The following is a 25,887-nucleotide window of genomic DNA, read 5'->3' as shown; positions in this document are numbered from 1 at the left end:
TGGCGAAGAAACGGTCTAAATAGGCTGATTCAAGGCATTTACGGGAGAAAAAATCGGCTCAAACATGAAGAAATGAAATGACTGAGTCAGCCGAGAAGAATTTCCCCGCTTATTCGCACCTTCCCTAATGGTGTAAGCCAATCTAACGCCTTTCTAGGACGAGTATTCAGTGACATGGCAACTTGATTTAAATAATGCTGATCTGCCTGATTTAAATCAATCCCTTTAGGTAAATATTGCCTAATTAAACCATTCATATTTTCGCATGTGCCTTTTTGCCAGGGTGAATGTGGGTCACAGAAATATACATCTATGCCTAAATCTTCTTCGAGTATTTTATGTTCTGACATCTCACGTCCACGGTCATAGGTCAACGTTTTACGCAGTTCTGCAGGTAAATATTTCAGAGCTTCAGTTAAAGCCTTGCGCACTGATTCTGCCTTTGCATCAGGTAATGTTGCCAAGATACAGAGCCGTGTATTTCGTTCAATAAGTGTTGCTATCGAACTTTTATTGTCTTTACCTTTAATTAAATCAGCTTCCCAATGACCCGGTATTTTTCTTTCTTGAACTTCGGCTGGGCGCTCATGAATAGTTTTAATATCCTGTAATATAGAATCTTTTTTAGGTTCACCGTTAGCTTTTCGCTTTTTATTTTCATGACGTAGACAGGATAATAAGTCTTTTTTCAACTCACCCTTTGGTAATGCTCGTATCGTTGAATAAATCGTTGTATGGCTTACATTCATTGTTTGATCCAAATCAGGAAATGTCTTTAAACGCTTTGCTATTTGCTGAGGAGACCATAAACAACGGATCGCTTCAACAATAAATTTCCAGAGGATTGAATCGATTTTGAGTTTTCTGTGACCACGTCTACGTCTAGCGAAGGTGTTATCAGAAGCATATCGAGCTTGATAAACGTCATTGATGCTATTTCTTTTAAGCTCACGATAGATCGTACTAGGATGTCTTTTAATGAGTTCAGCAAATTTTCTGGCTGAAAAGCCTTCTTTTCTTGACTCAAGCATTAATGCAGTACGATCTTCAAAGTTAAGATGATGGTATGACAATTTTATATACTCCATAAACCCTTTAAATTAATTAGGTGGTTTATGTCGCACTTCAAGTTTTACTCTGCCAACTTTAAATCAGTGGCTCCACTAACACTCTTCACTTATTTATTTAAAATTTAGCGACGTTAAAAGACAATTAAGTATTTTTAGATAATGGGGTTCTAGGGATTTTCCGTCCAAAAACGACAAAGTGCTCTGGAGGCCGCGCCGTCCGTGGCCTCCAGAGGGGTATTACTTTTCGCTGACGGGTAAATATCCCTCGATTGAGCGCATAAGCTCCTCCAGATCTGGCAATTTTTCGCTCAATTCGAAGTGGTAAGTCCCCTTGAGGTTAATGTTGTGCCAGGCCACAGGGGATGCCTGTTTGACGATATCTATTCTCTTGGTATCTCCTTGGTATTCGAAGCTGGTCAACAGCTGGCTGAGTATCCTGGAGTTGAAGTAAACGATGGCATTGGTGACCAGGCGAGCGCACTCATTCCATAGCTGGATTTCTTCGTCTGAACTGCCCCGGAACTGATCCCCATTGACGCTGCTCACGGCCCGACGCAGTTGGTGATAGGCCTCTCCCCGGTTCAGCGCGCGCTGAACATAGTTTCTTAAACTGGCATCATCGATGTAGCACAGTAGATAATTCGCTTTCACCAGGCGATTGTATTCCGTCAGGGCTTCCAGCAGCGGGTGATTGCGCTTGTACTCCGAGAGCTTTCTCACCAAGGTGGCTTGCGTTGTTTTCCGCTGCTTAAGTGATACTGCAATCCGTTGGATGGTATCCCAGTGCTGCGCAATACGATGGGTATTGATTGGCTTTTTTAAGCACAGCTGAATTCGGTGTTCTTTGTCTTCCTTGACATCAAACATGTCATTGATCACTTTGCCAACCTGGGCATAGCGTGGGGCAAACTGGTATCCGAACAGATCCAGTAACGCGAAGTTCACATGGTTCACCCCATGGGTATCGGTTGAGAGCACATCCGGAATGATGTCTGACGTATTGCTCATCAACAAATCAAAGATGTAGTGCGATTCATGTTCGTTGGCGCCGATCACTCTGGCGTTGATCGCAGCGTGATTGGCGATCAAGGTCATGGCAGAAACACCTTTTTGAGTGCCAAAGTACTTCGACGAATAACGGGTTTTGAAGGTCTCGCGCCGGGCTTCGAACTTTTGACCATCGGCACTGGCGTGGATCACATCTTCCTGGATGTTGTAGTACCGGAAGATGGGTAGCTTGGCTGTCGCGTTATTGATGTTGTCGTTAGCAGCATTCAATGTTTCCAGGCGAAGATAGTTCGCCTGGATAGTGCTGAGCTGATCATAGGTACGATCAGAGATCTGTGCCATGCCGTAAATGCCTTGATTGGTTGCATTGCCGACCAGAATTGCCAACAGGTCATATTCATGGGAACGGCTTCTGGATTGGGAACCCAGCACATGAGCGAAGCAGTCAATGAAACCGGTGTCACGATCAACCATGCGCAGTACATCCGCAATCCCCGTTGTGGGAATTTGCTGGAAGAAGGGATTGTTGACCAGATGATGTTTGCTGGCCGAAGGCAGGCGCCAGAAGCGTTTACCCTGCGGATTACGCAAGATGATATTCCGGTTGTCTTCCTGTTCAAGATATTCGCCGACTTCGTACAAACGGGTATCCAATTCCATGGCCATCTGTTTGATCAGCTTTTCAGGCTCCTCCGCTAATTTTGTAAAATGGCTCTGTTGAAGCAGCGTATATTTGTTTTTTCGCCAATGTTCCCCGTCGATCAGGTCGGCGTCGAGTGCCCGGTATTTAGTGATATCAGGCAGCGTCAGCTGGCCATTCAGGCGATCAGGAATCTGTTGATAGAGGAACCACTCATAACGATCGATCAGGATATTCCCTTCACCATCCAGCAGGAATTCACGTGATTTTTTGGAAAGGAGTCTGGTGTCGGCAGTTTGCAACTGAGCGTCCTGGCCGTTGAGTTCGTTTTGTGTTTTCGCCAAGGCGGCCGCTAAGTGCTGGGTGCCGTCGCAGCCTTCGAAGCGCAGACATAGGAACAACTCTCGCAGCAAACCTTTCCGCAGACTTTCTTTCTCGTCGCAGTACTGCCACATGGCTTCATCGACCGATCGTCGCTGCTCGTTCAGGAAGAGACATACAGATTCCAGATCCCTTTTGGTCAGCAGGCTCAGTGCTTGCTGTCTTACTGTTGCAAACGGTAGTTGCAGATCAATGCTGTCATCAATGAACAGGTGCAGTACTTCAGCTGCCTTGCTGACATTTTTAGCTGCTTTTTGCCAATCCTTAAACACCGCTTCCTGCGCATAATCCTTTGCCTTCTGTTTGGTCTGTCTGACATGATGCACAAAGCCATCGGCAATACGTTCCAGCGCTTGCTGCCATCGCGTTTGAAGATAGCACAATAAATACAGCCATTGGCTGCCTACGGTTTGACGTTTCAGTTTGGCACCGTAGTAGTCGACTTTCTCTGCCAGGTGTTGCAGATTTTTCTGCGACAGTGATAGCGTGCTCAACAGCAGATCCACTTCCGGCATCCAATGCTGGATATGGCGATAGACAATCAGTTCTTTCTCCAACTCGGTTCCGGTGAAGTTACGAGCCGATTGTCGCAACTGTCGGAACGGCAGTGGACCTGTGCCGTTCACGAGCTCCGCCAGTGCTTGCTTAAGACCGCGTGACATTGCACGCTCAAGGTGCGCGGCCATGTGTTCCTGTTCGTCTCCCACCACCTGACTGATGATCTTTTGCAGCGTGCTGTAGGCAGGGATTGCGATCTTCTGCCCCGAACAATATTCATTGGCCGCATCGAAGAGGTGCCTAGGCGCTGTCCAGGCTCTGGCTTGCTGGGATAAGTAATCTCTCAACGCCGCTCCATGGTCTTTGACATTCCAGCGCTGGTAGTTGCAGAGCTGGAAAACACGTTGGTAAATCCGTTCGTTCTCTTTTGGCGTGAGATTAAAGGGTCTACAGCCTGGGCCTGGTAGAACGGTTTGATAAACGTATTTGAGGTCCTGCTTGATCTGATGAAAGCCGGGATTCAGCACCACCGGCTTGGCTTTGAAATAGCCCAGCAGTACCACCAGCATGTAACGCTGGCCCCGATGACGGAGGCTTTTAGCGATCGCCAGTTCCTTATCGTTCAGCGAGAAAAAGAAGCGTTGGTCGGCGGAGGTGAAAGCGGGGGGTCCATATAACTCATCTTGTTCTGCCTCGGACAAGATTTGGACACGTTCTTCGAATGCCATGGATTTAGCCCAAAAAGACTAAATCTTACTCAAACAGAGCCCAAATAGGGATCTCGAAAAAAGTAATACCCCTCTGGAGGCCACAGACGGCGGGGCCTCCAGAGCACTTTGTCGTTTTTGGACGGAAAATCCCTAGAACCCCTCAGTGGGACGAAATGATCCGGACCGCTGGCTCCCTGAAGCTGGGCAAAGTACAGGTTTCAGTGCTGGTCCGTTCATTGCTGAAAAGTGAACGTCCTTCCGGACTGACTCAGGCAATCATTGAAGTGGGGCGCATCAACAAAACGCTGTATCTGCTTAATTATATTGATGATGAAGATTACCGCCGGCGCATTCTGACCCAGCTTAATCGGGGAGAAAGTCGCCATGCCGTTGCCAGAGCCATCTGTCACGGTCAAAAAGGTGAGATAAGAAAACGATATACCGACGGTCAGGAAGATCAACTGGGCACACTGGGGCTGGTCACTAACGCCGTCGTGTTATGGAACACTATTTATATGCAGGCAGCCCTGGATCATCTCCGGGCGCAGGGTGAAACACTGAATGATGAAGATATCGCACGCCTCTCCCCGCTTTGCCACGGACATATCAATATGCTCGGCCATTATTCCTTCACGCTGGCAGAACTGGTGACCAAAGGACATCTGAGACCATTAAAAGAGGCGTCAGAGGCAGAAAACGTTGCTTAACGTGAGTTTTCGTTCCACTGAGCGTCAGACCCCTGTTACCGATGCAAGAACAGGGGAGTTTCATGAAATGCCTGTTTAGGAGTGATTAAAGGTAACTTGTGCGCAGAAGGTCAGGTGTGTGGTGGTTAGTACAGACTAGTGAATGTTGTAACTAAACTATATTTTTATTAAAGGCCGGAGGTGGTGTTCCTCCGGCCTTAATTACGTTTCCGTGTTCATTAGTCGATGAACTGGCGGATCAGTTCCAGAATGGCAATCAGCGCGTTTGCAAGCGCCGCTACCGCCCTCAGAACGATGATTAACAGGTTAATCATCCGTTTTCTCCATAAATGGAGTAAAGACACCGTGGCTTGCTCTTACACTGCCTGTCACCACGGCTTCTCTTCGTCTTGTCAGTTGTAGAGAGTCTCACTCCTGCCAGAGCACAGATAACCAGCACCACCTGTATTACCTGTCAGGACTTTGAACCTGTTCATGCCGCATTTAGCGGAATGCAGGGAGAGACTCACCACAGAGCTAACCCTCTGATTATACGTTTATCTAACGTTCAGGCAAACCGTTAACGCACAGTCACTGCCCGTCATATTGCATAATCAGGCTTCACGGATTATCATACTATTGTCAGTTGTAGAGAGTTTCCCTTCCGGGCTGAGTTACCAGCTCGCACCGGAACCGTAAAAAAGCCGACCTCACCAGTCGGTTTTTTTACGTCTGCGGTTTCCCGCTTCGTTTAAATCTATTTTAAATGAATAAATTGTTCTGCGGCAAACCCAACAACATAAGGACGTTAGGGTTGATGGTTGCCGAAATCGCGGTGCGTTACGTGAATTCTGAGGTTTTGCGAGGGGGATTGGGCGCGAGAATTTACGAGAGAGCGCCGGAACAATGCCGGGATCACAAACCATCACCCGTGAAAGAAATCTTCCGGCATTGCCCGGTCAGGTAGTATGACATTCATTGTCAACGGCCATCAATTTATAAGCTGCTTTGCACTTCATAAAAGATCACCACCAGGGCTGCTAAAACAGTACCGATAGCCAGCACGTTAAAAAGTACGTCCTTCATCTTTACGAACGACATACTGATTTGCGTCCTTTCCCTTTTGTCAGCCTTCTCTATCATCCAGCGTTGGTATGAATCACTGTTACTTTTTCTGTCCATGTTCCCCCCAATTCATCAATGAGCACCAGGCGGCCACCAGGCTTCTTGCCAACAAAGTAACGGCCTCGCGGCAGACGTTCGCCAGTCTTCAGCCGTTCGATCCAGTCCTGAAATGCAGGGCGCGGTTTATAGCTGTAGCGGCCAAAATCAGCTAAAGACTGCGTGACCATGACTGTTTGGCAGCCATGCTTTCTCATATCACGAAACGTATTTTCCAGTGCAGCCAGTGTATTCATTTGCACGTTCTCTCTGCTTTTCCCATGAAGATATTAACGACACTCAAAACTAACACCGTTGGCATGATCACGGCAGCATAGCCGACAGCAACGGCCTGATATATGGTCAATGAGTAGTCGGGCTGTTTATACAATACGACTGAAAAAATGCTCCCCAAACAAGCAAGCAGAGTTAAAAACAAGTAATCGACAAATCTGTTTTTATAGATAACCCATGCAACGATGCAGGGATATGACACCAGGCACAGGATAATCGCATTTGTGGTATGCACGTTTCGCTCCTTGTTATTTAAGGGTTGTCAGCCAGATCAAACAGATTGTTCAGGCTGGAACGGAATTGTTTTACCGATGATACCAGCTCCTGACTCCGCGCTTTTTCCTGCGCCAGTTCACGCCGTAGCTGCGCCATCTCGTCTCTGTTACGCTGAAGCTCAAGGATAGCCGTCATAAAGGTTTTGCTGGCTGATGCCTGTCCGGTCGCTTCCTGCGCCTTTTTAATGGCCTGATCTTCGTCGTCATTCGTTCTGATTGTGTAATGCCCCATGATACCCCTCTTTTGCTGTCATTTTTGCGCTGCCGGCGCGAACCCGGGAAGAAACTTTGCTGGCAAAAAACACTGGCCAACAGATGTGACCGGGAAAATTTGCTGGCAATTAATTTTCGATGAAAGCCAGCTCGCAATCGCCGCATTCAATATTCAGTCCGGCTTTGCCCCACACGGCAGCGCCACACCCGCGACACTGATATTTAACTTTATTTCGTTTTGGCTTGTCCTCAAATGCTGCAACTGACAAATCATTGTCATTGCTCCCGGCCATATCATCTGAATGGCTCCCGTTCTGCGGTGACACTGACGGCAGCAGAGCCATAGAAAGCACCGCTTCTATATCAATCCCGGCCTCAGCATTTTGATGCGCCAGAGCAAGCGTTTCGCGCCATTGCTCTATTACGGCGGTCATATCTTTTTGTTGTTCGACCTGGACAGGGAAGCGATCAAACCAGCTCAAAGCAAATTGCCCCTGGAACAGTTCCAGTGTGACGCGCTGGAAGCGGCCACCAGGGATCGGATAGTCATTAATCTTCTGGCCGACTTTCGCACCACCAGGTCTCCCGGTGGAGGAGGGCATAAGTCCGATACTTTCCATTTTTGCCGCCCACTGCGCATTGTGGTACGTCTTACGCGACGGGTTGCCGTAGTGGTACTGCCACATATGGCACTGCTCATGAACCAGCGTTTGCATGACTTCAATAAGCGGGTACACCGGGAAGTATTCAGGATTGAGGGCGATTTCATCAATCATCCTGCCGCTGCCGTCAGCAGCAACAAAGCGCCTGTAACTGAAATAGCCCATTGTGTTCTTGCCGCGCTGGAACGTAATCAGACAGTCAGGGAGTTCGCCGTCAAAAAGGCGCTGGTTATAGAAATCAAACGCCTGTTGTAGCTCGCTGTAAGCGCGTTCCGTGGCTCTTGTCATGCTGAAGTTCGCTTAGCGGCGTTCCGATATTCCTGTAACTCTGCAACAATAGCAGGGAACACATCAGCGCAACGCTGTGCCAGCTTAACCGCCTTTGAACAAACGCCCATACCATGTGCTCTTTTGAGCGCCTCCAACAAATCTACCAGTTCCTCGTCAGTGATTTTTTCAGTCATCTATTAAGCTTCTCCATTATCTGTATCGTACGATACAGATAATATAAACCACACCTTTGATAGCGGCAATCTTTTTTGCTGGCAATTTCACGCCCAGGGCGGGCATCGAGCGGGTAATATTGCTGGCAAAAATCAACGGCCAAACCGGCTGCAGGAAACTGGTTTGCTGGCAAGCGTGATTTACTGCTGGGCTTGACACCTTGCCATTGTATGACGCTTGTTTTAGTGTCAAATGAACAACCAGCGCGAGAAGAATATAGGAAGCAAAAGCAATGGATATCAAACCTAACTCAGTGATCCACCTGGAGCCAGGCGAAACATTACCCGGCTATACCAATCTGAAACCCGTACCTGATAAGTATTTCGATGAGTTAAAGGCACTCATAAATAAACTCAATACTCAATCCGGTAATATTTACCTCAAGTTAAAACAGATGTACGCCTTTTTGGATCGTTTTAACAAAGAATTTGTGAGCACGTTTACCTCCTGTCAAAAGGGGTGCTCTTCGTGCTGTAAAATGGATGTTCATTTAACCGCGCTTGAGGCAACACATATTGCACAAGCAAGTAAACTTACTGCCAGAGACAACCCGCTTACGACCGGGCATGAGTCAAAATGTCCGTTTTTGTCTGAGAAGGGAACATGCTCAATCTACAATTACCGCCCGCTGTTATGCAGGACATATCATGTACTCACTCCGCCGGAGATGTGTAATGACCTGGATGCACAAGTCATGCAGTATGGTTCTCAAAGCGCGAACATGGGAAATCACATCTACAAAACAATAGCAGAGTGGATCTATTTTCAGACGTATCACTGCACTGGTAAGTTAGAAACCAAAGATATCAGAGACTACTTCCCTTATCCCCGCGAAGATATCCAAAGATTTCTTCACCATAACCCCCCGCGCCCTTTTTGCTAAAAAAAAGCCTCTGACGCAGTGTCAGAGGCTTGTTAGATTACTGTTCGTCACCAGCAGTGCTGGAAGCATCTTTTTTGATGAGAAACTCATCAAGAGAACGGCCAGCTTTTAACGCTTCGTCGATTGGTTTTGGTGTCCGGCCACGACCAGACCAGTATTTCGTTTCGCCGTTTTCATCAAACTGATATTTAGGCGGCGCTTTTGGCAACGTCTTTTTGCGTGTTTTTTGCGCATCTTCGGACAGGCCAAGCAGTTCTTCCGGTGAAAAACCTTCTCCGGCAATCAACTGGAGCAGTTCCTGGCGCTTTCTTTCGCGCTCTGCGCGTTCTGCTGCCTCACGCTCTGCTTCTTCACGACGTTCTTCGATCACGGCGTTAAGCTTTTCCTGCATTTCCAGCAGTTGTTCAAAGCTGGTTTCTCGCGCAAAAACACGAACAGAGCGAATATTCAGGAGTAGCTTTTTTGTTGCGTCAAACGTTTCATTTTCACTCATCGAGTTAATCCTTATTTTTTACTGAACTGAAACCCAAGTTTACCCGTAGTTTTATCCTGCAAAACAATTGCAGCGTCAAACTTTTTCCCGGTTTTATTACTGGTAAAGCCTTTAATCTCTCCGGTTTTACCTTTTTTGATTAATGTCTCAACCTGATTTTGTGTCAGTTTTTTTCCTGACACTTCAGACCAGATTTTAAACTCGCACCCGGAACAGAAAAAGCCTTTAGGCCGGATAATAATTTCTTTACTGCATGAAGGGCAGGGGGCTTCGAGCCGGGACATGGAACCTTCTGATCTGGATTTTGCTTCCATATCCGGTTTGCCGTCTTTGTCCGGGAATGTTGTCTTGCATTCAGGGTAGCAGGAGCATCCCCAGAAAAAGCCATTTTGCCCCTTACGCTTACGCAGGAAACCGTTGTTACAAACCGGGCAGGGCGTGGCATTTGAAGAAATCGAAATTCCGTTCCTGTCCAGCTCGTCGATTAACCCCTGGACGTACTCATCATTTTCCTTAATAAACTCCTCAACTGTCAGCTCTCCGGCTTTGATCTGAGACTGCTTTTCAGCCCACAGAGCGGAGATATCCGGTTTAGTGATTTCAGGAGGCAGTGCAGCGCAAAACTCCTGGCCTTGTTTTGTGGTTTTCCATACCAGCTCCGAATACCCCTTTTCTTTTTCGATGGAGATAAGCCCGGTATTTGCCGCCAGTTTCTCAAGAATACCCGCGCGGGTGGCTTCCGTTCCGATACTGCCACGATCACTGCTGCCCTCGTCTTTCGCTTCCAGCGCCTTTCTGAGAGCCGGATCATCAATGAATTTTGCCGCACTCGTCATGGCGGCCAGTAACGTTGACTCTGTGAAATAGCGAGGTGGTGTAGTCTTTTTCTTGTCCACGTCTGCCGATTCACACAGGCCGCTGTCATTAAATTTCAGCAATGAAAGGTCAAAACCGTCCGTTCCGGCATCTTCGGTTTCGTCCTCGTCATCACTATCCTTACCCAGCGCTTCCCAGCCCTTTTGTACCAGAACGCTCTGTGTGGCCGTAAAGGTATCCCCCTTAATATCAAAGTGGATTTTCGTCTTGTTGCGGATCGCATCCGGGTAGAACAGCCCGATAAAGTAGACGGACACCAGGTTATAAACGTTCCGCTCTTTTTCATTAAGCTGAATACCGGCTCCGCTTTTTGTCGTCGGGATGATGGCGTGGTGCGCCTCAATCTTACTGGCATTAAAGGCTTTGTGTTTCTGGCCTTTATCCATATCTACGATCGCAGACGCCAGTTCGGGTACGGTGGCCGCTATAGCAGTGGCAATATCTCCGGCCTGGTAATAATGCTCATCTGAAAGATAGCGATTGTCAGAACGTGGATAGGTCAGAAGCTTGTGAGTTTCATACAGCCCCTGCATCACATCGAGCGTATCTTTTGCAGAATAACCAAATCGCTTTGCGCAGAGCTGCTGAAGCGTGGAAAGGTTAAGCGGAAGCGGAGGCTTGCTATTTTCCGGCTTTGTCGTCGCGATAGTAACAATAGCATCCTTACCCGTAACACGTCCGGCAATATGCGCGGCCTGAGCTTCGGAGATCAGGCGTTTTTTCTCGTCTATCTGATCGTCGTCTGTTGTCTGATATTTCGCCTTAATCTGATGCCCGTTCATCGACAGACTGGCGAATACATCGTAATAAAAGCTTTCTGTGTGATTCTGGTTCGCCAGCGTGCGCATGTTCACCAGACCAAGAACGGCACTTTGTACCCGGCCAACGTTCAGAACGCCGTCATAGCCCTTCTCACGGCCTTTTAATGTACATCCCCGCGTCATGTTATAGCCAAAACCCTGATCGCACAGGGAACGCGCCAGGGCGCTTAACGTCATACCGCGAAATTTATCGTTAGGTTGTAAATTCGACAGTGATTTTTGCACTGGCGCAAGGTTGAGGTCGGCAACAAGCAGTCGCTGGACGGGTTTCTTGTTTCCGGCATAACCCAGAATCTCATCAACCAGCAAACATCCTTCATCATCGGGGTCGCCTGAATGAACGATGCTGTCGGCTTTATCGATAAGAGACAAAATAATGCGGGTCTGTGCTTCTGATTCAGGCTTGATTTTATATTTTGGCGGATAAACCGCTTTAATGGGTAAATCACTATAACGCCAGTTGGAATATTTGTCGTCATAATCCTGTGGGTCGTAAAGCTCCAGCATATGACCATAACACCAGGTAACGACATCAGAACCGTGTTCAAAATAGCCGTTTTTCTTTTCTGTATTGGGATTTCCGCCCAGTCCTTCAAAAATAGCCTTTGCTAAAGACGGTTTTTCTGCAATAAAAAGTCTCATTAATCAATCCTCAAGGTAACTTGAATAGTCAGGCTGCGCACCATTCTTTTTAAAGATTTCTTCCCTTTCCTCTATGTCTTCTTCTGCCTCCTGCACACTAAGGTCAAGGGTTCCTTTCAAAAAGGCACGCGCATTCTTGATTACATCTACTGTTAATTCGTTTTTTGTTCCGCGAATCATGCCAATAGCAATATTTATTATCTCCTTTATTTCAGCAGGAGTCGTTCTGTCCAGCACCGCGCCAAGTTCTTTAAGGTCAATATTTATATCGTCTGGTAAGTACATTTTGGCACAAGCGGCAGCGGCTTTAGTCCGAAAAGCACCTACAGATATGATTCTGTCAATTCTGCCAGGGCGTTTTCTGATGCGCGGATCAATCCGGTTAGGATAGTTCGTTGAAAAAATAACATATGTCCCGGCAAGATTTCGCGGTGTATCAGCCCCATCAAGAAAACTTAACGTTCCGGCATCAGCCCGATAAAGTTCATCAACCTCTTCAGCTATTATGATAACGGGTATTTTCTTTTGAGCTGCGGCATAGCAAACATCTTTAAAGTAATCATCAGCATAAACAAATACATATTTATCCTGATATTTTGCCCCCAAAGCTTTTGCGATAGTCGTTTTCCCTGTGCCCGGAGGACCAGTAAAAAGCACTTTTCGCATTCCTGACTGACCATAACGGGTGTAGAAATCAATATCCGAAAAGAACTGATTAAAGTCATTCTCCAGCTCATTAAACTTTGGATGAACAGAAAAACGTAAAGCGTTTTCTATTTCTTCCTTCCTTGCCTTACCGTGATAATAAACGCCGTCGTAACACCCGATTTTCCAGATACCTTTACGGGGTAAAGAGCGGTTTAATTTAGCGCGTCCAGCTTCGCAAAGATTATGAAGCATCGACATACTTTTGGTTGTGCCAACTGCGTACTCCATTCTGACTTTAGAGTTAAGAATGAAGCGAATAATATGAACCACTTCATTTTGACCAAGATGAATCCGGTATGCTCCCGAACCATCTTTAAACATAAGCTTTTTAATCCTCCCGGCTTTAGCCATAACAGGGCTACTTCCCGTATGAACGACGGTTGAAGCAACGGGTTCGATATCAAGATTCGAATAAATTTTACGATTCTTTCTGTTTATAAAAATCTCTGCCACTTTAGGATAGTAATCACAATCCTTTACGACAGTACCAAAATTATCTTCACCGTAATATTCTTTATGGAGCCGTAAAGCCTGCTCTACCAGAGTTAATTTACCCATATGCGCACCATGTATATTAAAAACCGTGACGTTGCCTGAAGATTTTCTTCAGGCAGAGGAGGGGTTGGACAAGCGAAGCGCGTCAGTTTTGTTTATGACGCCACTCCCACGGAGGAACGGGATTACTGTCAGCCCACAGGCCGCGCTTCTGTGTCTGAGCTTCCCGTTGCAGAGCCGGTAATGAGTTATCGGTGTTGTACCTGTCATAAACCCATGCAGCCCCTTTTAGCACTTGCTGGCGGTTAGCCTCAGTGCCGTTCGCTGTCACCACTCGTCCCAGGACTCGCCCGTAGCGATCTGTTTGCGTATAAGAGACGGTAACTGATTGCCCTGCCAGCAGGGCTTTAAGTTGATTGGTTGACCAGCGACCAAAGGGTTGTTTTTTTTCCGGTGCATCGATATTTATCAATCGGACTCGAATCGGAACTTCATACACAACAATTTTCGCGGGTAGTGTTTTAACTTCGATGGTATCTCCATCGAGAACGCGAATAACTTTCCCCTGAATCTGAGCAGCACACAATGTAGCTGGCAACAGGGCAACAGCAAAGGAAAGAACATTAAAAAAATGTCTCATTGCTTTCTTCCCTCCCATATTGCTGAGAGTCTTTTAAAAATGGATAAAACGACGACTAAAGCCACTGCGATAACAGCCAACGAAGGAAGTACATAGCTGTATAACTCAACCATGAAATTAATAAACTCAATGAGCGATTGCGGCTTTAAGGAAGCATCCCACAAAACGATAACAAAACGATAAAGCCCATAGACAATTGCCGGAAACCAGACCATAAACAACAAAATTTCAGTAAAAACAGAAGCGACCGATTTGACACTATCGATAATTTCAATTCCGGCAATTCTCACACTTCTTGCATCAGGTACGTTAATAATTTTCATCCTCCCACCCCTGTAAAAAATGTTCGCAAGTTCCAGTCTCAAACCTGAAACTTGCGTATTCACATCAGAATTAAATCAAACAGAATTAAAAGTTTTTCAATCGGCCAAAGCTTGAAATAATTTTACTTACTGTACCTGCATCAGCCGCAGGACATTCATTTAGTTTTTTCTTTCTGGCATCTGCCGTGTGATCGGGTAAAAAACCATGTTTATTCTTTTTCCTGATTGACATAAAACTTTTATACATCGGGTCACATTCTGCCGGACTACTTCCGTCAAGTTTTCCGGCAAGGCATAACACCATTGCACATGGATCGTTCGGGTCGGCCTTTTCCTCAGCATGAGCAGTTCCGGCAGCGAACGCACAAAGCAGCACTGCCGTGGTTACGGTCTTTTTCATATACACCTCATGGATAACGGGCAACTAACGCCCTGCGGTTGTTCAACCCCGGCTCAATAAAATTACAAGAATTTTATTAATCCGGCGTTATCGTGATAAATAAACACTGGTAGTCCGGCAAGAAAAACAGTTCATTTTATAACGATACTGTATGACACCGTTTGCACCGTTCGCCCTCAACCAGTTTTTAGCTGTGAAAAAGTCTGTTCCGTTACTGGTTTCAACAATCACTGAATCAGAATGTGCAACAGAATAAAAAACAGCATCATCGTAAAGGCGGTTTTCAGGCCTGAAATTATGGATAACCTTAACCCACGATGAATTAACCTTGTCTGATTTAATAACTGAGTATGTCGGTTGCCAGTCCATTAATTGTGTATTCACCGTTTCAGGATTCTGTTCCCAGTCAACCTGTGGTGGTTCAGGCGGAGAGGAACAGGCAGAGAGAAAAAGGACACTGACCATTAACATTTTTTTCATAGTAAAACCTCTGACTCCAGCTCACCGACGGAGAGCATTTTTTCTTTAGAAGGATATTTAAGCCCTTTAACACCCAATACTTTTTTAGTCTTATTCAGAGAGGCGGTTAACTCGGTAAGTTTGGGGCTTACCATCATCAGCCTGTCCATAAAATACGGGTCGAGGAAGTAGAGGGCTTTCTCAGCTTTAACCGGGTTTTCACCTTTAAGAATGATAAATTCTTCTTTAAAATCCAGCGTTCCCAGCTCCTGCGGGAGCACAAGGGCGCGCTGCGCCTCACTTTCTGAACTGCTTTTCGACGTTGAGCGTCCGCTTGTCTTGCTTGAACCTGTCGATTTGGTGGTGATATAGCCCAGCTTTTCCGAAATCTTTTTAGCGTCATCTTCTTCACTGACAGCGTAGATAATCCGGCAGGGATGCGCACTCATCAGCGTTTTGGCACCTTCAACACCATAGATTTCATTAAGCTGACTGATATTCTGGTAAATCGTCAGAAGTTTGAGTTTAAACCCGGCAATATAACCCGAACCTTTTTTAATGATTGGCATGTAACCAATAGACGGAAACTCATCCAGGAACATCAGACAGTCATGTTTCAGTGTCGGGTCAAAGTCAGGGTTTTCTCGTAACGTGACTTCCACAACGAAGTTAAAGAACAGGTTGAGGAAGTCATAGGCCAGGGACATATCTTCAGCATTAACGCCAACATAAACAGTGATATCTTCCCGGCGCAACTGGCGAAGGTCGAAATCATTGCCGTCTGTACATTTGCGAACAGTCGGAAGATAAAACAGACTCATTTTCTTACGAAACGAACCATCAATACTCGAACGTTGTTCGTCTTCGGTTTCGTGATACTCCCTGATTTTGGTCAGGGCATCGCGCAGATGATACAGCGCGTTTTCATCAAGTCCTTTTGTTCCCTCCAGGTCTTCTCGCTTACTGAGTATCAGCTCCCGGTCGATGTTGCTGTACAAATCGACTACAGAACCAATTGAGAAAACAGGTTTAAGCCCGAACTCACCAAGCCAGGAGGGGTCGTAGTTAATAAAGAAATGAAGCAATTTTGCCAGCCCCGTCCAGTACTGCCCCGCGAGGTTATTAAAGTGTGCTTCCGCTCCGGTCAGACCGTAAGACGGGAACAGGATCTCAATCAGCTTCAGCAGGTCTTTAGCCCCGCTCTCTTCTTTTAAATCAATATAGAAAAGCGGGTTAAACTGATGCGTTTTACTGTTGAAAGGGTCAAGAAGATAGACCTTATTACCCAGCAGTTTTTCACGTACCTTACTGGTGATTTTCCACAGTTCCTGTTTTGGATCTAATGCAATCAGGGAATGTTTCCTGACCAGCAGGTTTGGAATACCTATTGCAGCCCCTTTACCTGCGCGGGTTCCTGCGCCAAGTGATACAAAATCTGGTGCGGTATACCACAGGTATTTACCTTTATATGCACCTACAAGAATATCAGTATCGTTTTCTTTCTCCCATTTCAGAAGTTTCGATTTTCTTAAATCATTATCACTGGCAAACTTCGCGTCACCATAAAGAGCAACATCCGTTTTATTCAGTTGCCAGATAATAAAAACAGGCACAATGAGAGACGAAACCATACCTGATAAAAGAGAGGGGATTGCGGTTAACCTGATATCTGTCCGTATATTACTCTCTGTTATTATCCGCCACAGCAGCATGGAATCAAAATTCTTCCATATATAAAGCGGCGTTTTTCCGTTCAGGAAGTAAACAGCAACTGAGCCAGTATAATACGTCACAAGACACATAACCAGACCGATAAAAGCCCACTGGCCTTTATCGGGTAGTTTCAGAGACATAATCACTCCTTCAGCTTTTCAAAGTATTCCTGAAAATGAATATCACGATAGTAAATACCCGATGCAAATCGGTTATCTTCCTCATCGATGTACTTAATACTCATAATCACATCGACGTTGCTTAACACCCTCCGCAATATAATGTTATAAGGCAAATTCTGACATTCAGGGTTCATATAGCACCGTTGAACCAGTCCAAGCACAGCATCTTCAGGGGTGCTCTCATGGACGGTTGTAAGGTTCCCTGCATGGCCGGAACTTGAGCCTTTGAGAAAATCCCAGGCTTCCGCGCCGCGAACCTCAGTCATGAGGATTCTGTCCGGGTTCATACGAAAACCAGAACGTAAAAGAGAAGCGGAACTGACAGTGCTACTTTCCCCTTCTGACGGGTAATACAATTTCACATGATTTTTGTGGAACCTGAACTTTGCTTCATCTGTATCTTCAATTGAAATACATCGTAAATGATGGGGTATGTACTGAAGACAGGCATTTGCAAAGGTGGTTTTACCCGCCCCCGTTCCGGCACAAAATACCATCGTTTTACCCTTAACCAGGCATTCAGGGACAAATTGTTCAAAACAATTATCTTTAAACATTGAAGATAATTCATCTTCTTTATCCCTGAATTTCCCCCCTTGATTTAGCCTTGAGTAAAACCCTTGTTTAACAAAGGTATCATGGTCGATAAACACACTGGACGGCTTACGGATTGTAATAGACACCGTTTCCCGTTCCGTTGCCGGGGGAATAACTATTTGTACACGCTCCCCTCCGGGGAGCGTAACAGAACGTAAGGGATATTCTGGCGTAACCGACCCACCATCATGATAATCAGAAATTGCCCCTGCAAATGACATACAATCTTTAAAATCCATTTTTAATTCATGCTGCTGCCATTTCCCACTCACTTTAACAAACAGTTCATCAGGCCGATTTACCGCGATTTCAGTTAAACCATCGACTTCATTAAGCCAGTGGTGGAAGTATTCATCTATTATTTCATAAACAATATGTCTGTTCTCTGCATCCTTCATAATTCACCTTTTCCTTTAAGATCTTCAATAAAACGCATGACTTCTTCGTAATTAAATCGATGCGTTTTGATTTGTTTCAGTGGTTTGGGGAAAGGAACGCCATTTATTGGTATGCCCTTACGAATATGATGGTATATTTCGCTTTCCCTTATTCCTAACAGCATTGAAAACTCTTTGATATCCAGCGTTATCAAATTACCTCCGGGTACCCACCATTTTTAATTTGTAGATGCTGGAGAAATCCAAATCCTGACCAACGATCAGAGTAATGATTTCCCCCTGGTTTTTATAAAGCGTTGGAGGGATATTTACGCTGTTTGCAAACGCTTCGCGTGCTATATCAGCAAAAGCCTGGCGACTGTTAGCTGTATAGTCGGTCTGATTGTCTTTATTACTTTTAGCCGCTCCACTTGCGGCCTGTGCCACATCGGGGATCATGCCAACCATCATCGCGCCCATAAAGCGATCTGCAAAATGTGTGTCAATCCAGCCTGAAGCCCCGGCCTCACCCAGCGCTCCCGCCGCCTGTGTATCAATCAGCGGAATATCAATGAAAGGTTCCTTACGTGTTCTAAGCTTCGTAGCAGCGATAAACACGGCTCCCTGACCATGATTGAACGTGCCCGTTTTATACATCAGATATGCGGCTGTTCCCTTTTCAATTAGCTTTACATTCCTGTTTGCACTGTATACGTCCTCATTAATCGTACAGACCAGCTTGCCAGCCAGATCAGAAATAAATCGTCTGTCCAGCGAGCACTTAATCGCGGTATTTTCAGGAATGAAAAGGTTAGGGTCATAAGGAACGCGCGTAATTTTAGAAAGCTGCGCGGGTTGCCCTGCATTAACAGGCTGAACCTCTGCCTGTTTGTCACTGCCGTCCCCCTCGTTCCTGGTATTGCTGGCCGTTGATGAGCTACCACCGGAATTTGAGGAAGCAGAGCTGCTCCCCCCATAGGCCACATCCAGCGCACGACTGAAGTTTTGTTGTACTTTTTCCGGTGGCGTTTCCGCTTTGCCGCTGCTTTCCTTCCGTTCTTCCGTCTTAGCCGGTTCTTCCCTGGTGTTGAATGGATCAACATCATCGCTGAGTCCTGTCGCGCGTTTTACTGAACCAGTAGATACCGCATTACTGGCAGGCTTATCATCACCGCTGGACATTGCACGAATAATCGACGGGATATAGTAGACAGACACCCCGGCGGCCAGCAGAAGGAAAGCGGCCACAATAATCACCAGCCCCTTACGCGATTTTTTAAGCTTCTCGATACCCAGGCGTTTTACTGATTTACCGTCATCTTCATCTCCCTTATCCGTTTTATCGTTTTGCTCAATTTCTTTCTGATGCCGTTCCCGTAGTGCCTGTTCAATTTCTACAGCGGTCGGGATTTTATTTTCCTGTTCGCTCACTGGATCACCTCTTTCTCAACGTTCGGGGAAACGGTATCTCCTGCCGGAAGACGGACTTTGCCAAAGCCCCGGTTTTCAACCCCAACAACCTGATTTCCCATACGCAAAACAAAGCGCTGGTCTACAGGAACACCAACAACGGTGAAACTACCGCTGTTTTTGACTACCGGGTTAGTCAGCGTTTCCTGTTCGCCGCTCATAACAAAGACGCTGGGGATTTTCTTCAGGGGGCTGAAGCCAAACCAGGTATAGCGGCCATCGTCATACGCATAATCCGGGCTGATTGACTGGCTGCCGTCAGCTACCCGCTTCCAGTAATCCCAGTTCTTGGGCGACTTCGCATTTTCAAGAGAACGGTTGATTGCCTGCTCCTCCTGCCGCTTGTTAAGAGCCTCAATCCGTTTCTTCTCGATTTCGGCTTGCTCCTTCCGGCGTTCCTGCGGGTACTGGTAATTAACAACAAACGCGATCTTATCCGGCTGCCGGAACGTTCGGGCGTTCAGCTCCATGCTGTAATTACGTTTTGTTGTGCGAACAAACAGGTTTGTTCGCCAGCGTTCCAGGTCGTTTTCAGGATCAAGGGCTACACTGACCACCTCTGAAGACTGGTTGCCATTGTCATCGGTACTGTTCTTCTGTACGGTCTGTTTGACGGGCTTCACTTCGAGATACACCAGGTTATCTTCTTTGTTCACTTCCCAGCCCTGGGGAAAGCCGGTTCTGGCACTGATGACCGTTTCATCCTCGTCAAATACCAGTGTGGTTGTATAGCCAACCGCACTGTTTATGACTGTCGTGTTTTGCGGGTTATAACTGACAATCTGATTACGGGGATCAAAACGGCTGGCTGCTGGCGTAACGGCTGCATGGCAGACGTGCGACACCAACAGAAGCGCCACAATTAGCGCTCCTTTATTCATTTTCATAGTTTTCACCCTTTCACTTCTTTATCGCGTACATAGCTCGTTACAACGAATTTAAGCGGGTTATTGTTTCGGTCACCCGATGCCATTTCGACCTGTGGTTCAATACGGTAGGTCAACCGGACGTTCCAGTATTCATAATCATCCTGGCCTGTCGCGACATTTCGAATGGTTAATTTAAACCGGATATATGCTCCCATATCCTTATCATCGCGCCGGGATGACGGACTGATAATCACGGACGGATTATCCTGAACAGATGCGGTTTTTTCCGCTTTATTATAAATAACCTTTGGTGACTGGTTGCCGTTGATTAAAGCGTTGTAATCCGTCGCCACATTCTCAGCGCTGTATAACAGAACATAATCATAATCATGCTGGAGACTGAAATAGTTATACCCTTCACGACGCTTCACATACTGAGTAATGAAGTATTTCGCCAGCGCTTCATTTTCAGAGAGGTTTTCTTTTTTAACAGAAGTCAGTCTTTCAGCAACGCCAGTGACACCATTAATAAGATAAGCTTCGACAACCGTACTCTTTAACGGTAGCGCTCCATTCAGTGCCAGCAGAGACAACACACCTACGGCAATTCCTGCAATACCACCGAATTTATAAATGCGGTTCATTTTCTCCTGCATCAATACATTTTTCTCTTCAAAAGTAGTTGAAGAGTCTGTTACTTCTTTTTTCTTGTTAAAACCGGGAAGTTTTAATCCTGAGAGTTTAAACCCCATTGCGCATTACCTCTGCTGAATTAACAGGTTCGCTTTTTCCGGATACCGGAGGTTGTTTATGTGACGCCTGGCATCCGACAAGGCAAAGCGTCACGATAGCCGTGATAAGTAGTTTCATAATGTGAGAACCTAAATAGAGGAGTGAATATTTACTGCGGAATACTCAGAGTTGACAGATTTAAATAATAAATCGGTTAACCTCCATATTTCTTTTTCGCCGCATCTATCGCAGCCTGGCGAAGCCTCTTAGCGCCAATATTAACGCCCTGCCCGGTCAGATTCCCCAACTTACCGGATACACCAGGAGACTGGTTGAACCCTCCATCCTGACGGCGAACGCCTTTCCATGCGCCAATCCCTGCATTTTTACCCATACCAAGCAGATTACGCCCCATACGGGAAGCGCCGAACACGCCAGCACCAATCCCCATTGCGGCTGCCCCTTGCATCGCGCCTTCAACACCTACCCCTGCGAGCTGGGAAGCATAGGTTTTGGCTTGCCAGATAATCCAGGCCATAAATGCACCTGCAACCCCGGCCTGAGCACCTGTTGATATCAGATTTAATTCATCTGCGTTAGCTATCGAGATTGTCAGAATGCCATTAAGGAACGTCATTCCCGCTTTAATTGCCAGTCCACAAAACAAGAATATGAAGCATGAGCTAAATATTAACTGAAGCCAGCTATTAAACATCTGCCTTAAAAAACCAAATGAAAGACAAATAATAAACAACGGCGCGGTAATAGTAAGTATCTTAATAGTAACTTCGGCGGCGAGATAAACTATTGAAGTTAGCAATAATGCAATTATCCCTCCAGCATATGTTAATAAAGATGCGATTGCCCCATCTGTTTTCACATACTTCGAAGTATCTTTGGACATAAGATATGCAGCTACCTGCTGAACTTTCTCCCAAAGCTCGTCAACCCATTTCCAAGGATCACCTCCTGCAAATGTTTCCTTCAGCCCATCAATGGCCTGAGTTGCACTATCTAACCACCCCCCCATATTTTTGACAAAAACAAGAATTAACCAGAATCGACATAGATTCCATAAAAAATCCTGCACTGCGGTTTTTTGCTTCCCAACTATTGTGGTATAAGCATACCACAATATATAAATGGAAATACCATACTTACCCAACTGAGACGCTATTGAAGAAAAGTTATCTAACTGACCAGTCAAAGACTGGTCAAGAGTTTTAACAATAACGTCATGAGCGGCCTGGAAATACCTAGAAGTTGCCATAGTGGCTCCTTTTAACTTCCATCTTTACCCAATACATTTTTGAATGCATCTTTATAGTCAACATGCTTAGGATGTAATTGCTTATACCTAAACAAACCTTCCTTAGCGTTTTTACAATTTTCGCTATCACTCCCAGACTTTTTGCATTCAGCTACTTTTTTCGTTGCATCGTCTACGTGAGACTGCCACCAGTCTACAGATTTAACCTCTTCACACCCGGTAAGAAAGAATGTAAGCCCCAACGCCGCAACTAATCCATATTTTTTCAAAATGCCCCCTCAGTTCATTTCATAACTCTGCTGCTCAAATGCTGCCTTATAATCAACAACTGGAGTTTCTTTATTAACAGCCCCTAATTGTTTCTCCTGGAAAGCAGCCTGTAACATTTTCTCCTTGTATTCTGCAAGATCGCGCTGCTTATCGCGATACATTTCATACTGAAATTTGAGCTTGTTAAATTTCAGGCTTGCCAGAGATACAGCGTTTGTCGCGTCCTGCGTGGCTTTCGTGTCCTGGGCGTTCTTCACCTGGTCGATAAGGTCGGCCATTTCCTGATTATCTTCACGCAGTTTACTTTCCAGCTTATTGCCGTACTCGATCCCCGCCAGTTGGGACAGGAACGAGGCTTCACAGCCCCGCACCAGGTCGCCCGTATATCCCAGCCCCTTACAGGTGTTTGTCACCTTATAATCGGCCAGTAGTGATCTGGCTTGCTCAGACAGGGTGGCTTCCGGGTTCTTAATGTAATCATCAATGAAGGAGTTCCCCTGGTCGTAAATATTCTCCAGCTCCTTACTGACAGATTGCGCAGACTGCACCAGTCCCTGAACATCACGAATGCCCGTTTTGGTCAGCAGCTCCTGCTTATAGGCATTAATCTGTTTCTGGTAGTGGTTCACGGTGTCCTGCCACTGTTTGAGGCGTTCTGTCCAGCGCTGCGCTTCGACAGCCCATTCAGGGTTTGCATCAATGGCAACGGGAACACCAGCCTGAGCACCAGAAATAACCGTAACAGAGGCGATAAGTGCCGCAACGATATGCTTTTTCATAGGGATTCCTTAAATCAGGTTTGCACGTTCCAGATAGGTATCAAGCCACTCTTCCGGCTTCATACCCTCTTTCCAGATTTCATCGAACAGTTCAAGCTGGGGTTTCGATGCGCTGAGAACCGGTAGGTAATACGCCGCTTTTCCCAAATCCAGTCTTGCGAAAGCCGCAAAATCATCACTTTCCCCCTTCCTCTGTGGGTTTTTGACGACCAGGAACTGACGAGATAACGGGTCAATGGCTTTAATTTTGTCAAAATAAAGTTCTCTCACTTCCAACTCGTCTACGTACTCACTACGTTTCGCTTTGGGGTTCGCCAGATAAATATGTGTTGCGCACTGCTCACGAACGGCAGCCGCGATAGGTGATTTAATTAGTTCATCCGGCGATTGTGTCGCTACGACAAGCACCATATCCAGCTTACGCGCGGTTTTGAGTTTGTTATAAACAAAATCTCTGAACGCTTCGTTGTTAATCCATTGCCAGAACTCATCCATGTAGATAAGGAGTCGGCGGCCATCAGCCAGCATGGTGACACGGTAGATGAGATAGAATGAAGCGGCGCTGGAAAGTACTTTGTTATCCAGAAACTCCGTTCCGTCTATACCGAAAACGTCCAGGTTGTCCACATCAAACGTATCGTCCGGGTTATCAAACACCCAGCCAAATTCCCCTCCCTGCACCCAGGCATTCAGGCGTGCTTTAAGCCCATGCCGCCGGGTTTCAGTATCATCAGGCTCCAGAATGAGTGGTCGCAACTTACTGATCGGATAAGAGCGGTTTGACCTCTGCATCAGGCGCTCAACGGCATCAGAAATCAGGCGGTTCTGGTAATCATCAAGCGGCTCACTGTTAAGCGTACAAAGTAGCCTCACCAGGTCTTTCATAAAGGAAATATTTCGTTTGGTTGGTGGCAAAGCCGCAGGGTTCCAGCCAGTCGGCTCTCCTTCTTTCACCCGAAAGTAAGCACCTCCCATTGAACGTATACCGGGTTCCGCTGCCCGATCTTTGTCGAAAAATACTGTAGTTAACTTCTTTAATTTCCTCTCAGGTGGAAAAGACTCCGGCGTTCCGAACTGCTGGGCGGCGAAAGCCTTAGTCATCATCACTACCGTTTTACCCACGTTTGACGTACCAAGAATTTCGGTATGCCCCAGCGTGGGGTTTTTACCGAAGTAATTTTGATGCTCGGTAGTCATGTGATAGTTCAGGTTATAAATATCATTTCCTGAGCCGCCCAGGGTGATAAGGTTGTTACCCCAGGTATTTCCTTTCTCCTTGCCCGTAAAGAAATTATGGAAGCTTTCCATTTCGGCAAAGTTCAGACTGCTGATAGAACTCAGGCGTGGCCGTAACGTGTAGTTACCAGGTAACTGAGCAAAATACGCTGCGCCAAGACTCAAGGTTGAATAGGTTACGATCAGCCCTAAATCCTCCAGGGTCGTCGTTACAATATTGGTGTCCTTCACCAGACGCTCCGGCGAATCTGCGTAAACAATCAGTGTCTGGTGACTTTTCCCGAAAGAAATATAGCCGCTGGAGACCATATCGAGACCAACTTTCAAATCAGCGAGCAAGGATTTAGCGGCATCATCGGTCATTTCGAGTTTGTCGATCTGATCATCCAGCGCCTTGATTGCAGACTGCTTGTCTATCGGAGTTAAAGAGGAAGTCTGTACATACTCAACCGGGAGATACATCAGTGCATCAAAAATTCCGGCATCCGTTTCCTGAAAGTAGTCCTTGATCTCGATGCAACGAAAGTACCGGGCATGGTCAGAGGCAGTGATTTGTCCAGCATCGTTACCAAAGAACAGGTCTTTACCACCCAGGTATGTATAAAACGGACTATTGGTGACTCTGACTTTCTGCCAGCGCCCGGATAGCAGTTTCTGGAACAGCGTAAGCTGTTCTGAATAAACTATATTATTTTCTTCATATAACCCAAGACGACGGGAATGAAACCGGGAGAGATAGGTGCTCAATCTGCCACATATTTCATTCATATCATTAATGGGTTCTTCGAAGATATTTTTATTACCCTTTTTCCTTGAAAGAAAATGCGTCACTTTATCTTCAGCGCTGAACGGTTTATAGCATACGGTTAAGTATAATTTGTTTTCAAAATACTCAGCCGCCGAAAGCGATTCGTAATAATCGTTCATCACTCTGTTGACGAATGGGATCTTGCTGTCAAATACAGGTCGCACTTCTTTTCTAACCCGAATACGATGCGTATAAAAGGTAACGGGTTTCCCATCAAAACTACGTATCAGCGTATTGAGCTGGTCAGTAAGCAAGGCTAGATCCGCTTCATCTACACATTCAAAATAAGCTCCGTCAATCTGCCAGGTCGCCAGTAGATCATGGTTTCTGGTAACAATGAGGTTATCAGTGATGTGTGATGAATACGGGATTAACTCTTCAAGAGAAGACTGGTCTTTAAGCTTCATAAAATTGTCCACTTTCGATATATCGACTGCGTCGTACGAACTCCCCGCATAATGGACGGCATTGAAGCGCTTGTTTGCCAGAGGATTACCTTTGATTTGCATTCGCAGATAAAGCAGGTCAAAAAAGCGTTCATCTATCTTCGTAACTCGCTTGATGGCATACCAGCCAGGGAGGATGAGGGCATACATAGCCTCATGAATCCAGACACCAAGCAAAACGCAGATAACGCACATTCCAAGAAAGGGGTAGAGCGGAACGCCCAGCCCCCTAATCAAAGCGGGGCGTGTCAGCCCTTTAAAAACGGTACTCATTTTTACGCCCCCTTTTATTACAT

General features: G+C 46.1%; 26 protein-coding genes and 1 pseudogene. 2 read left to right on the top strand and 25 right to left on the bottom strand.

Going from position 1 to position 25,887, the window contains the following annotated elements; genetic code table 11:
• Positions 1 to 86: 86 nt before the first annotated feature.
• A complete protein-coding gene (locus ACWWFX_RS25690) occupies positions 87 to 1,088 on the bottom strand; it encodes an IS30 family transposase (RefSeq protein WP_023408311.1) in 1,002 nt (333 codons plus the stop codon).
• 219 nt (positions 1,089 to 1,307) lie between these two features.
• On the bottom strand, positions 1,308 to 4,325 hold the full coding sequence (locus ACWWFX_RS25685) for a Tn3-like element IS3000 family transposase (protein ID WP_004199413.1): 3,018 nt from the start codon (positions 4,323 to 4,325) through the stop codon (positions 1,308 to 1,310).
• A 143-nt stretch (positions 4,326 to 4,468) separates the two neighbouring features.
• Here ACWWFX_RS25685 and ACWWFX_RS25680 point away from each other — a divergent pair.
• Positions 4,469 to 4,981 (top strand): annotated as a pseudogene (locus ACWWFX_RS25680) (Tn3 family transposase); the annotation flags it as partial.
• A 251-nt stretch (positions 4,982 to 5,232) separates the two neighbouring features.
• On the opposite strand, the gene dqlB reads toward ACWWFX_RS25680, so the two are convergent.
• From dqlB to ACWWFX_RS25650, 6 genes are all read right to left on the bottom strand, one after another.
• The gene (dqlB, locus tag ACWWFX_RS25675) at positions 5,233 to 5,328 is read right to left on the bottom strand and encodes a DinQ-like type I toxin DqlB (RefSeq protein WP_000609145.1); all 96 of its coding nucleotides are present in this window, start codon (positions 5,326 to 5,328) and stop codon (positions 5,233 to 5,235) included.
• A gap of 804 nt (positions 5,329 to 6,132) precedes the next feature.
• Positions 6,133 to 6,411 carry a hypothetical protein gene (locus tag ACWWFX_RS25670; protein ID WP_001093608.1) on the bottom strand — a complete coding sequence of 93 codons (279 nt, stop codon included), beginning with the start codon at positions 6,409 to 6,411 and terminating at the stop codon, positions 6,133 to 6,135.
• 289 nt (positions 6,412 to 6,700) lie between these two features.
• Positions 6,701 to 6,955, bottom strand: a complete 255-nt coding sequence (locus ACWWFX_RS25665) for a hypothetical protein (protein WP_000510385.1) — start codon at positions 6,953 to 6,955, stop codon at positions 6,701 to 6,703.
• Between the two features lie 109 nt (positions 6,956 to 7,064).
• On the bottom strand, positions 7,065 to 7,886 hold the full coding sequence (locus tag ACWWFX_RS25660) for a SprT-like domain-containing protein (RefSeq protein ID WP_000196235.1): 822 nt from the start codon (positions 7,884 to 7,886) through the stop codon (positions 7,065 to 7,067).
• Positions 7,883 to 8,062 (bottom strand): hypothetical protein, encoded by a 180-nt coding sequence (locus ACWWFX_RS25655; protein ID WP_023408316.1) that lies wholly within the window; start codon positions 8,060 to 8,062, stop codon positions 7,883 to 7,885. The genes ACWWFX_RS25660 and ACWWFX_RS25655 overlap by 4 nt, the downstream gene beginning before the upstream one ends.
• A gap of 16 nt (positions 8,063 to 8,078) precedes the next feature.
• Positions 8,079 to 8,345, bottom strand: a complete 267-nt coding sequence (locus tag ACWWFX_RS25650) for a hypothetical protein (RefSeq protein ID WP_032072053.1) — start codon at positions 8,343 to 8,345, stop codon at positions 8,079 to 8,081.
• Between ACWWFX_RS25650 and ACWWFX_RS25645 the strand changes: the two genes are divergently transcribed.
• On the top strand, positions 8,335 to 8,985 hold the full coding sequence (locus ACWWFX_RS25645) for a YkgJ family cysteine cluster protein (RefSeq protein WP_000351937.1): 651 nt from the start codon (positions 8,335 to 8,337) through the stop codon (positions 8,983 to 8,985). The two genes, ACWWFX_RS25650 and ACWWFX_RS25645, sit on opposite strands and share 11 nt — an antisense overlap.
• Positions 8,986 to 9,022: 37 nt before the next feature.
• Here the strand turns inward: ACWWFX_RS25645 and ACWWFX_RS25640 are convergent, their stop codons facing one another.
• The 17 genes from ACWWFX_RS25640 to ACWWFX_RS25560 all read right to left on the bottom strand — a co-directional run bounded on the left by ACWWFX_RS25640 (position 9,023) and on the right by ACWWFX_RS25560 (position 25,864).
• On the bottom strand, positions 9,023 to 9,478 hold the full coding sequence (locus ACWWFX_RS25640) for an H-NS histone family protein (RefSeq protein WP_001293458.1): 456 nt from the start codon (positions 9,476 to 9,478) through the stop codon (positions 9,023 to 9,025).
• Positions 9,479 to 9,489: 11 nt separating this feature from the next.
• Positions 9,490 to 11,817, bottom strand: coding sequence for a type IA DNA topoisomerase (locus tag ACWWFX_RS25635; protein WP_004199098.1), 2,328 nt, complete (start codon positions 11,815 to 11,817; stop codon positions 9,490 to 9,492).
• A 3-nt stretch (positions 11,818 to 11,820) separates the two neighbouring features.
• Positions 11,821 to 13,083 (bottom strand): AAA family ATPase, encoded by a 1,263-nt coding sequence (locus ACWWFX_RS25630; protein ID WP_000517490.1) that lies wholly within the window; start codon positions 13,081 to 13,083, stop codon positions 11,821 to 11,823.
• 82 nt (positions 13,084 to 13,165) lie between these two features.
• Positions 13,166 to 13,660 (bottom strand): thermonuclease family protein, encoded by a 495-nt coding sequence (locus tag ACWWFX_RS25625; protein WP_001215543.1) that lies wholly within the window; start codon positions 13,658 to 13,660, stop codon positions 13,166 to 13,168.
• Positions 13,657 to 13,983 carry a hypothetical protein gene (locus tag ACWWFX_RS25620; RefSeq protein WP_004208538.1) on the bottom strand — a complete coding sequence of 109 codons (327 nt, stop codon included), beginning with the start codon at positions 13,981 to 13,983 and terminating at the stop codon, positions 13,657 to 13,659. Before ACWWFX_RS25620 ends, ACWWFX_RS25625 begins: the two co-directional genes overlap by 4 nt.
• Positions 13,984 to 14,068: 85 nt before the next feature.
• Entirely contained in the window at positions 14,069 to 14,383 is a 315-nt protein-coding gene (locus ACWWFX_RS25615) for a TrbM/KikA/MpfK family conjugal transfer protein (protein WP_000754496.1), read from the bottom strand.
• 87 nt (positions 14,384 to 14,470) lie between these two features.
• A complete protein-coding gene (locus ACWWFX_RS25610; RefSeq protein WP_000738524.1) occupies positions 14,471 to 14,863 on the bottom strand; it encodes a cag pathogenicity island Cag12 family protein in 393 nt (130 codons plus the stop codon).
• Entirely contained in the window at positions 14,860 to 16,695 is a 1,836-nt protein-coding gene (locus ACWWFX_RS25605; protein WP_000053822.1) for a type IV secretory system conjugative DNA transfer family protein, read from the bottom strand. Before ACWWFX_RS25605 ends, ACWWFX_RS25610 begins: the two co-directional genes overlap by 4 nt.
• Before the next feature lie 2 nt (positions 16,696 to 16,697).
• The gene (gene virB11 / locus ACWWFX_RS25600; protein WP_000650512.1) at positions 16,698 to 17,732 is read right to left on the bottom strand and encodes a P-type DNA transfer ATPase VirB11; all 1,035 of its coding nucleotides are present in this window, start codon (positions 17,730 to 17,732) and stop codon (positions 16,698 to 16,700) included.
• A complete protein-coding gene (locus ACWWFX_RS25595; RefSeq protein WP_000629109.1) occupies positions 17,729 to 17,926 on the bottom strand; it encodes a MerR family transcriptional regulator in 198 nt (65 codons plus the stop codon). The genes virB11 and ACWWFX_RS25595 overlap by 4 nt, the downstream gene beginning before the upstream one ends.
• 1 nt (position 17,927) lies before the next feature.
• Positions 17,928 to 19,142 (bottom strand): VirB10/TraB/TrbI family type IV secretion system protein, encoded by a 1,215-nt coding sequence (virB10, locus tag ACWWFX_RS25590; RefSeq protein ID WP_001295060.1) that lies wholly within the window; start codon positions 19,140 to 19,142, stop codon positions 17,928 to 17,930.
• Positions 19,139 to 20,068, bottom strand: a complete 930-nt coding sequence (locus ACWWFX_RS25585; protein WP_000783386.1) for a TrbG/VirB9 family P-type conjugative transfer protein — start codon at positions 20,066 to 20,068, stop codon at positions 19,139 to 19,141. The genes virB10 and ACWWFX_RS25585 overlap by 4 nt, the downstream gene beginning before the upstream one ends.
• A 5-nt stretch (positions 20,069 to 20,073) precedes the next feature.
• On the bottom strand, positions 20,074 to 20,802 hold the full coding sequence (locus ACWWFX_RS25580; protein WP_004199085.1) for a VirB8 family type IV secretion system protein: 729 nt from the start codon (positions 20,800 to 20,802) through the stop codon (positions 20,074 to 20,076).
• A gap of 194 nt (positions 20,803 to 20,996) precedes the next feature.
• Positions 20,997 to 22,052: a TrbL/VirB6 family protein gene (locus ACWWFX_RS25575; protein WP_000235886.1), complete on the bottom strand. Its 1,056-nt coding sequence runs from the start codon at positions 22,050 to 22,052 to the stop codon at positions 20,997 to 20,999.
• A gap of 11 nt (positions 22,053 to 22,063) precedes the next feature.
• Positions 22,064 to 22,321 (bottom strand): EexN family lipoprotein, encoded by a 258-nt coding sequence (locus tag ACWWFX_RS25570; protein ID WP_000759841.1) that lies wholly within the window; start codon positions 22,319 to 22,321, stop codon positions 22,064 to 22,066.
• 9 nt (positions 22,322 to 22,330) lie between these two features.
• Positions 22,331 to 23,101 carry a type IV secretion system protein gene (locus ACWWFX_RS25565; RefSeq protein ID WP_000716326.1) on the bottom strand — a complete coding sequence of 257 codons (771 nt, stop codon included), beginning with the start codon at positions 23,099 to 23,101 and terminating at the stop codon, positions 22,331 to 22,333.
• A gap of 9 nt (positions 23,102 to 23,110) precedes the next feature.
• Positions 23,111 to 25,864, bottom strand: a complete 2,754-nt coding sequence (locus tag ACWWFX_RS25560; protein ID WP_015060057.1) for a VirB4 family type IV secretion/conjugal transfer ATPase — start codon at positions 25,862 to 25,864, stop codon at positions 23,111 to 23,113.
• Positions 25,865 to 25,887 lie beyond the last annotated feature (23 nt).

It is taken from the genome of Pseudocitrobacter sp. 2023LY-00077, assembly GCF_055796175.1.
Note: the sequence above shows the minus strand (reverse complement) of the source record. Positions and strands in the feature narration are given on the sequence as shown.